Consider the following 5,683-nt stretch of genomic DNA (forward strand, 5'->3'; position numbering starts at 1 on the left):
TAAGATGATCTGGTTGTTTAAGTTCGCCAAGACCTGCAGCATTTTTGCTGCGTTACCGAGTTTCGCCTCCAAATCCGAGCGGCTCTGGAAGGCGACGAAGGCCTTGAAGCCCGCACCGCGGCCCTTGTTGAGGATCTGGATCACCTGCTCGTTGATCGCCTCGGCCACCTCGTCGATGATGAGCACAACGCCAGGCGGCTTGTCGTAGAAGTTGTAGATCGTGCCGGCCACCGATGCGATGTCGGACAGAATCATCGAGGCAATGGCCTTGGCGACGATGCTGTTGGACATGGAATCGAGCCCGACGCACAGCACGGCCTTCTGCTTGATGATCTTGTCGATGTCCCAGATCTCCCGGTCGTCCTCGAAGTCATCGGCCTTGGGCGCCAGCATGAGGCCGGTCTCGCCGGTGGCGAGCATCTGCAGCAGGGGCAGAGCGGACGCAATGATGCGCATGTAGTGCTCGCGGTCATGCGTGAAAGTCGAGACCAGGCCGTCGAGTGACTCGTGGCCGCGCCCGACGTTGGCGAAGCGCTGCAGGTAGAGTTGCACCATGCCGTCGAGCAGGGTGGCCCCGCTCTTCTGGCCAAGCTTCTGCATGAAGCCGTTAACCTCGTCCTCCCAGTCGGCCATGCCGGACTCGGGGAAGAAGCGCTTGAGGCAGCGCTCCAGCAGGCTATTGATGCCGGACTGCGCGTAATTGAGGATGGAGCGCAAGTTCGGCTTGTCGCCGACGTACAACTCCCCCTTGACCGCGCGGTCGATGAAGAGGAACGCGAAGTCGCGGAACGGGCCCTCCTCCATCAGCTGCGCGATGCGGCTGGGGATTTCGGAGGGCTGCGACCAGTTTTCCAGCGGGTTCAGGCGGATCGACTCTGACGGCGCGGCCTGTTTCCAGTACAGAAACTTGCGCCCGGTGCGCTCGCATTCTCTTTTTATGCGATCTTTGAGATCGCGATCATTTTTGGGGTCAATGACGATTAAAACGTCTTCGCCATTATGGATCACTTGTGTCGAAATTATCTCATAGGTTCGGGTCTTGCCTGCGCCGGTTGTGCCGCCCACCGCCGTATGACCGCCTAGCGCCTTGTAATGCAGAGGCACGCGAACCTTCTTCGGCTCCATGCCGTGGATCCACGACTGGCCTTGCGGGGTACGATCCGGGATGCTGTTCGCGGGGGCAAACCTGGCCTCAATGGCACGGGTAATGTTCGTGGGCAGCCAGCGTGGCAGGCCCGGGATTTCCGAAGTTGGCATGCGCAGGATGTCGTGCGCGATCTGACAGTGCTTCTGCGTCCATTCGAATCCGGTGCCGAGATACATGGCATCGTCGCGTTGGCGCAGCTTCGCGCTCTCGTCTAGCAACTGGTCGATCCGAATCTTTGCGAGCCACTTGGTCGAGATGGCCATCCGGAAGGCCAGCGCCCGCCAAACCTGCGTGCCGCGCAGCAGTAGCATGAGGGCACAGAATGCGGCGAAGTAGCCAGCGTGCGGCATCCCCGAGGCGGAGATCAGCATCAGGCCCAGCGCCCAGCCGGCCGCCGCGCGGGCCTCGAACATGGGGCGGAAGTGATTGATGTAGCGAACCATGGAATCAGGTAGGGTGGGTGGGACGCGGCAGGATCAGCGTGCCGATTCGCTCCGTGAGGACGAGGTCGGTGCCCTGCATGGCGTACAGCAAGCTCTCCTTGCGGAGCTTTTCGATCAGCGTTTCGCTCGCGATGCCGTAGTTGCCAAGCACCTTCTTGGGAAGGACGAGACCTTTTTCGGCCCACGCGACCTTGACCTTGCCCGCGGTGACGTCCTGGGCGAGCGCCCGGAAGAACTCGCTCATCATTCGCGATCCACCCAGCAGTAAGGTGAACGGGTCCGGTGTGTCGCGGCGTGCCCGGCCGATGGCGGCGGCATCGATGGCGCCCGCTACCGGCGCGCTCGGTGGCGTGGCAGGCGCGATGGTCGTTGCTACGGGTTCTGCCGCTGCCGGCTGGCCGGTGGCCGTCGTGGCCGCGACTGGCGCGGTGGCGGATTGCTCGAACAGGGAGGCGGCGCCCGCCGCCGCGGTCGGCGGCGGCGCGACCGGTTCCGCAGCCTTGGCAGCAGGGCCGACTTTGGTGCTAGCAGCAGACGCTCCGGCGGTAGGCGCGGCGGCAAGCTGTTCGGCCGACGGCGGCACGGTGGTGTCCGGGGCGAAGACCGCCCTGCGTGCCTTCTGCTCGTAGTCACGGGTGGCTGCGACTGCCTGGCGCACAATCTTGTGCAACTGTGCCTCGAACCCCGTCGGCATCGGGGCTGGGTTGATCGCGCCGAACAGTTCCGTCAGCACCGGGCCGTCCAGCCACGACAGCGCCTCGGCGCCAAGGATCGTGCGTGCCAACAGGGCGCTGCGCATGCGTTCCACCGGCAGCGGCGTCGCCAGACGTATCACGCGGTAGGGATTGCCCGCAAGCCACGGATGAAACGCGCCGTGCGCGGCAGGCACCCACTGCTCGCCGGTATCCTCGCGCACGAAGTGGAAGTGCCGGCAGGGTTCGTCGAGCCAGGAACAGCACGCGGCCAGAAAGAGCGCGTATAGGTATTGGGGTTCGAGGCGGCGGCGGCGTTCAGAGGGCTGGTCGGCCGCAAACTTCTGCCCGCCCGAGAGGCGCATGGCGAAGTAGACCACCTCGACCGTGGCACGGAACGCGCCGCCGGGCTCTGCATGTTGTTCCGGTTGCAGCGGCATCGACGAAAACCAGGCGGCGCAAGAGCGCAGTATGGCAAGCCATTTACCATCGAAGACGGCGGGGTCGGCCTCGTTGGCGTACTGGCGGATCAGCGCAAGACGGCTGCCTTGCGTCGCCAGCAGCATGTCGGGATCCATTGGCACGTGTTGCGTCATTTCAGGAACTTTCCGAGCTTCATCGCACCTTTCGCTGCGCCCGCAACGGCACCGCCGGAGATGCCACCGCCTGTGCCGAATAGGGAGCCGGCCAGCTTCGGAATCTCGAAGGAGATGAGGAGTACCAGGACGGACAGCGATGCGGCCTTCCAGCCGGCGGCAGCGGTGCTTGTTCCTACGGTAGCGACCTTCCGTACGGTTTCGCCGGTGGCCGCCGCGACCAGGTTAGCGATGATTGCCGACGTCACGATATACATGGATGCCGTGACCATGAAATCGAACCACGCCCAGAAATACTTGCGGGTGTAATCGGAAAAGCCCAAGGCCACAGCAATTAAGCCTACCGCCAGGCCGACGGCGGCCTGCAGTTGCCCAATCATGATGTAGTAGGTGTAGACGATTGCCGCGATGGCGGTCAGAAGAAAGGCAATCAGTAGGCCGAGGCCAGAAAAGATGGCGTCCAGCTTGTTGTACCAGGCGGCGATCTTGATCGCAGCAAAGAACGAATCCAGAAATTTCCCGGCGGTATAGGCGAGGACTGAGCCAGTGCCATAATTGCCGCCGCTCATGGCGCGCGCTAATTCATCGAACCATTGGAAGATGCCGATGCCAAAGGAGTCAAAGCTGAGATAGATCGCGGAGAAGATGCCGACGACAGTTAGGGTTTCGAGGAACTCCACCCAGGCGCCGACAGGGTGTCGGTGTGCCATGAATTGGATGGCGGCGATCGTGAGTGTGATTACCGCAAGTGCCCATGCGAACTTGCCAGCCTCCGGCGCTGTCGTGCGGCTCAGCGCGATACCGCCACTGAGCAAGCCGTCCCGCAGTGCCATCAATTCCTGAACGGTGGACGACAACGCCTCGCCGGTTGAGCCAGCCGCTGGCATGGGTACAGCCGAACCGCCAGACGGCGCTGGCGGCGCGGACGTTGGCGACGGTGCCGGCTGCTGCAAGGGGGGAATCGAGACCTCCGACTGTGCTCTAGCCGGCAAGGAGACGAGGGAGAGCAGCGACAGTAGTGCCAGTAGCGCGGCAACGGCGGCGCGGAGGATCGTGGTTCGTTTCATGTCAGCTTTACTTCCCGGACGATGTGCCGCGATTGAACACGGTCTGTCGGAGCTGCTGCAGTTCAGCCGCCTGCTGACGGGAAAGCGCCTCGGCTGCGGTGGTCTTCTCGGCGGTGTCCGAGTTGGCTTTCTGGTCTTTGATCGCGTCGGATTGGGTCTTCGCCCCCATCAGCTGCAGCAGGTCTGCATTTTGACTGGCCAATACATCGAGCATCTGGTTCGTGAGTTGGGCGGTAGCTTCGCTCGTCTGATTCATCTCGAGGTCTGACTGAAGCTGCTTTCGGCGTTGCGCCATCTTCTGATTGCTTGCCGTGATGTCATTGCCGAGACTGAACAGGCGCTTAGCCGTCTTGTCGCCCGTGTCGAGCAGAGTGCGTTGATCCTGGAACCATTGGTCTGGGGTCTTGCCGGACTGCACGACCATGCTCTGCACGCGGGAGAGATAATCGGCGTTGTTGGCAAGGCCACCGTAGAGGTCCTGCAGCGTCTGGCCGTACTGCTCGTGCTTCTTGATATCGTCCTTGATCGAGCTCGCCTGGGCCAGCATGGAGGTCGAGTCTAGCCCGACCGCCTGCTGCAGTTGGTTGAGCATCATCTTGTACTGGTAGGTGATATTGGTGTTTTCGTACACTTCGGTCTTCAGCGCCTGCGCCGCCGTCATCGTGTTCTTGATGAAGTTGGCCGCGTCAAACACAGGCCATCCGCTGGCGTGTGCCAGCGACGAAGCGCTCAGGGCCGCGGTGACAACCAGTTTTGCAGCGATCTTTTTCATAGGGTTCTCCAGAGTTTGAGCAGGATCCGCGTTAGCCGCGGGCAAGGACTTCTCGGACGTAGCGGTCTTGCCATTCGGGGTGGCCGGAGGCGTAGTGCCGGTCCAGCACTTCCTGGGCATAGCCGTCGGAGCGCAGCATTGCGACCATTTCCTTGCTGAACGCGGTTTGCAGCATTCGGGTCTGTGCCTTGGTGGTCCAGAGGTAGTCCCGGTTGGGCACCGCCTCGGCAATCATCTTCACCTGATCGTTGGTGAGGCCGAACACGTCGCAATACAGGTCCTTGCTGGTACTGGCCTGGCTGTTGGGCAGGTAGAGGATGTTGGCGATGTTGTCCTTGAGGATTTCGAAGTCCGCGACACGTGCGATCTGCTGCAACGATTGCGTTGCCATCCAGATCGCGCCGTTGAGCTTGCGGATCGTCACGATCCAGGTCTCCAGCCGCGCGTAGAAGCGGGGATTGGTGAAGAAGAAGCCGGCTTCCTCGACCTCGATGATGGTGTAGCGCGTTCCGCCCATCGACTGGCTGATGCGGTAGAACGCATAGTCCATGAAGAGGGCCGCCGCGCGAGGGAAGGTCATGAACAGGTCGCCCATCTCGATCGACAGGTCGTCGCTCACCTCGAAGGCGTCCTCCACGTGGTCGAAGAAGTGGCCATACTGCCCACCCTTCACCCAGGTCTGCAGGCGTTCGCGCAGCGAAGCGTGCAGTTGCGTGCAGAGATTCGAGAGCGTCCAGTGCTCACGCGAGAAGCGCGAGAGGATCTGCACGGCCTGATACAGGTCGGTGCGTTGCTGTGGCGTGACCCGGAATTCATCGTCCTCGATGGCGAGCACCAGCCAGTCGGTGACATAGGCATGGTTGTCCGGATTACCCAGCAACGACAGGGGATTGGTCTGCGTGGCGGCCTGAAAGCGGCCGGTCACGTCGACGAATTTGCCGCCGGCCAGCAGCGTCGGAATGCGCG

At 62.2% G+C, this 5,683-nt stretch carries 4 protein-coding genes and 1 pseudogene; all 5 read right to left on the minus strand.

Features of this window, described 5'->3' with window-relative positions:
• A partial coding sequence (gene traD, locus ACYP5B_RS46020; RefSeq protein WP_459574031.1) for a conjugative transfer system coupling protein TraD occupies positions 1-1,590 on the minus strand: 1,590 nt, incomplete at its 3' end.
• Between the two features lie 4 nt (positions 1,591-1,594).
• Positions 1,595-2,878 (minus strand): TraI domain-containing protein, encoded by a 1,284-nt coding sequence (locus ACYP5B_RS46025; protein ID WP_459574032.1) that lies wholly within the window; start codon positions 2,876-2,878, stop codon positions 1,595-1,597.
• The gene (locus ACYP5B_RS46030; RefSeq protein WP_276286888.1) at positions 2,875-3,945 is read right to left on the minus strand and encodes a type IV secretion system protein; all 1,071 of its coding nucleotides are present in this window, start codon (positions 3,943-3,945) and stop codon (positions 2,875-2,877) included. The genes ACYP5B_RS46025 and ACYP5B_RS46030 overlap by 4 nt, the downstream gene beginning before the upstream one ends.
• Positions 3,946-3,952: 7 nt before the next feature.
• Positions 3,953-4,717: a conjugal transfer protein TrbJ gene (locus tag ACYP5B_RS46035; RefSeq protein WP_459574033.1), complete on the minus strand. Its 765-nt coding sequence runs from the start codon at positions 4,715-4,717 to the stop codon at positions 3,953-3,955.
• Positions 4,718-4,748: 31 nt separating this feature from the next.
• Positions 4,749-5,683 (minus strand): annotated as a pseudogene (locus ACYP5B_RS46040) (VirB4 family type IV secretion system protein); the annotation flags it as partial.

It is taken from the genome of Cupriavidus sp. 8B, from assembly GCF_054589115.1.